The sequence below is a fragment of the Campylobacter sp. RM5063 genome (assembly GCF_024723655.1).
GTDB classification, from domain to species: domain Bacteria; phylum Campylobacterota; class Campylobacteria; order Campylobacterales; family Campylobacteraceae; genus Campylobacter_D; species Campylobacter_D lari_D.
Window position 1 is genome coordinate 1 of the sequence record NZ_JANQDA010000044.1, and the last position, 2,442, is coordinate 2,442.

At 27.4% G+C, this 2,442-nt stretch carries 1 protein-coding gene and 1 pseudogene; both read left to right on the forward strand.

Features of this window, described 5'->3' with window-relative positions; all coding sequences use genetic code 11:
* Positions 1–219 (forward strand): annotated as a pseudogene (locus tag CAMP5063_RS08205) (hypothetical protein); the annotation flags it as partial.
* Between the two features lie 173 nt (positions 220–392).
* Positions 393–2,442, forward strand: a 2,050-nt coding sequence (locus CAMP5063_RS08210) for a ShlB/FhaC/HecB family hemolysin secretion/activation protein (protein WP_337195154.1), incomplete at its 3' end; no start/stop codon positions are given.

Here is a 2,442-nt window from a genome sequence, read left to right on the forward strand (position 1 = left end):
AAACCTATTGACCCAGTAGAACCACCAATTGATAATAAACCTGATGATTCTTTAGCATTTGAACAAAGTTCTACTTTTAATTCTATAGGTAATGAAACTTTAAATGAAGAAGAAGAAACTGAAGAAATAGATGAAACTTCTTTAGTACAAAAAAGTAAAACTTGCATAGTCAGTGATAATTATAAAACTATGAATCCTTGTGTAGTTGGGGGATTATAATCTACAGCTTTGATACATAAAAAATTAAACACTAAACACTAGGATTTATCCTAGTGTATATAATGAGTATATTAATGAATATACTCATATTAAAAATATTTTAATTAATCAATATAAATATTGAAAAACAAAAACTTGAAATTAAAATACATCATTAAAAGGAAAAAATAAGTATGAAAAAACTTTTACTTAGCACTATAGCAATTAGCTCTTTAGTCTATGCTAATAATGGAAGTATTATCATAGCTAAAAATGATATAGAAAAGGTTATAGAATTATCTCCTGATAGAAATCTCCCTCAAAACAAAGCTATCAAAGAAAATTTAAAAACTAAAGATGATTATAAAAAAAGCCAAGAAGCTAAAAAAGACTTTGAAGAAAAAAAGAAAGCCTTAAAAGAAAAACTAAATCAAGAAGATGAAACTAATGAGGAAACTAACAATCAAACTAATAACAACACTACCAACCTAAATAACCAAACTAACACTAACACAAACAATGACAAAGCTAACACTAACTCTAGTATAAATAATCAAACAAACAATAATTTTAATTCAACTAATAATAGCTTTAATACCAATAATGCTTCAAACAATCATAGTTTTAATAACAACACTACCAAATTAAACAATCAAACCAATACCAACAATAATACAAGTAATCCAAATAATCAAACAAACAATAGTTCTAATAATAACTCTACTAACTCAAGTAATCAAACTAATACTACCACCACTAAAGAAGTAATAACCAAATACAAATTCATCATCACTAATGAAAACACTAGCTTTGAAAAGCTAGGTATTAAAGAAGAAGATTTACAAATACTCATTAGTGAGTTTAGCACTAGAAAATTTAGCTTGCAAGATTTACAAGATATATCTATTATTGCTTATTATTTCCAAGTTAATGGCTATCCTGCTGCAACAGCTTATGTGCCCCAACAAGAATTTGAAGATAGTGTGCAAATAAACATAGCCTTAGGAACATTAGGTAAGTATATAATAAAGAATAAAACTACTATAAAAGATCATTTTATTGAAAGTAAGCTTAATGAAAGAATCAAAGGTAAAATCATCTCTACTAAATTAATAGAAGATAGTGTATATAAAGTCAATGAAATGTATGGAGTACAAACCCTAGCAGGCTTACAAGCAGGAGAGAATGTAGGAGAAACTGATATAGTTATAGAAGTAGTTCCTGATACTAAGGCTAATGTATTATTATATGCTGATAATTATGGTATTAAAAGTGCAGGGGATATTAGAGCTGGTATTAGTATGGGATTTAATTCTATACTTAATATGGGAGATTATTATAATTTTTACTTACAATCAAGCAATGAAAAACAAATTAACTATGGAGCAAGTTATACTTTCTTTTTAGGAAATTTAAAAATTACTCCAAGCATATCTCAAGGATCTTATTCTTTAGGTGGAGATTATAAAGAAGTTGGCTTTAGCGGTACTTCTAGAAATTTCGGTATAGACTTTTCTTATCCTGTATGGATTAATACTAATTCATCTTTATACTTTACTTCTAGTATTTATCATAAGATATTAAAAGATGAACCTTTTTCAAACATATTTGAAGATTATAGTATTAATAAACATTCTAATGTAGGTAGTATGGGTTTAGAAGGTTTATTTAGAGGATTTGAGAATAATACCTTAAGTTATAGTGCTAAGATAAGCATAGGTAAGGTTAATGATGATGGTACTACTATATTTGGAGATACCTCTAAAAGTGGAGGCAAAGGCTTTGGTTGGTTTAGAAAACTCAATGCTAGTTTGAATAATTATTATAGTATTAATGAATACATTACTCATACTTTAAATATAAACTATCAAAAGGTATTAGGAAATTTTGAATTAGATTCTTCTGAAAGTTCATCTTTAGGTGGAGCTTATGGAGTAAGAGCTTATGATAATGGAGAAGGTGATGGAGATAATACCATAGTAGCTAACTTTGGTATAAGAATAAATATACCAAATACTAATTTTTATTTTACTCCCTTTTATGATGTAGGTTATGCTTGGTATGAAAAAGCTTCAGGGGATAGATTAACAGATGAGCATTTTTTAGATGCAGTAGGCTTACAAATACTTTATAATAAAGCTAATGAGTATTATATAAAGCTTGATGCAGCAAGAGCAGTTCATCAATATAAATACGATGATGAGCATAGAATGAAATTGTATTTAAGTGGAGGGGTGTATTTTT